The organism is Pseudoalteromonas sp. GW168-MNA-CIBAN-0100 (assembly GCF_040309225.1).
Lineage (GTDB): Bacteria > Pseudomonadota > Gammaproteobacteria > Enterobacterales > Alteromonadaceae > Pseudoalteromonas > Pseudoalteromonas arctica.
Genome location: NZ_JBEOOL010000929.1, coordinates 1 through 246, shown reverse-complemented (window position 1 = coordinate 246; position 246 = coordinate 1). Strand labels below are relative to the sequence as shown.

The following is a 246-nucleotide window of genomic DNA, read 5'->3' as shown; positions in this document are numbered from 1 at the left end:
GGGTTACGGTATTTATGATTTTATTAAAGCACGCTCGTTAAATTTTATTTCATTATTAGGTTTTTTAAGTACTTTATTAACGGGTGGCATTGCGCTGTTTGAGCTTAATGTAGAATGGTTGGCAATAAAAGAAGCGGCTATACCGGGTATTATTGGCCTGACTGTTTTAATGTCGGGTTTTTTTGGTAAGCCATTATTGGCAAAGGTGCTGTTAAACTCGATTTTATTTAAGTTAGATGTAATTTA

Annotated in this window: 1 protein-coding gene; it reads left to right on the top strand. The window is 33.7% G+C overall.

Translation table 11 applies throughout. The features are described 5' to 3' along the window. Positions 1-246, top strand: a 246-nt coding sequence (locus AAEY62_RS24060) for a VC0807 family protein (protein WP_350636986.1), incomplete at both ends; no start/stop codon positions are given.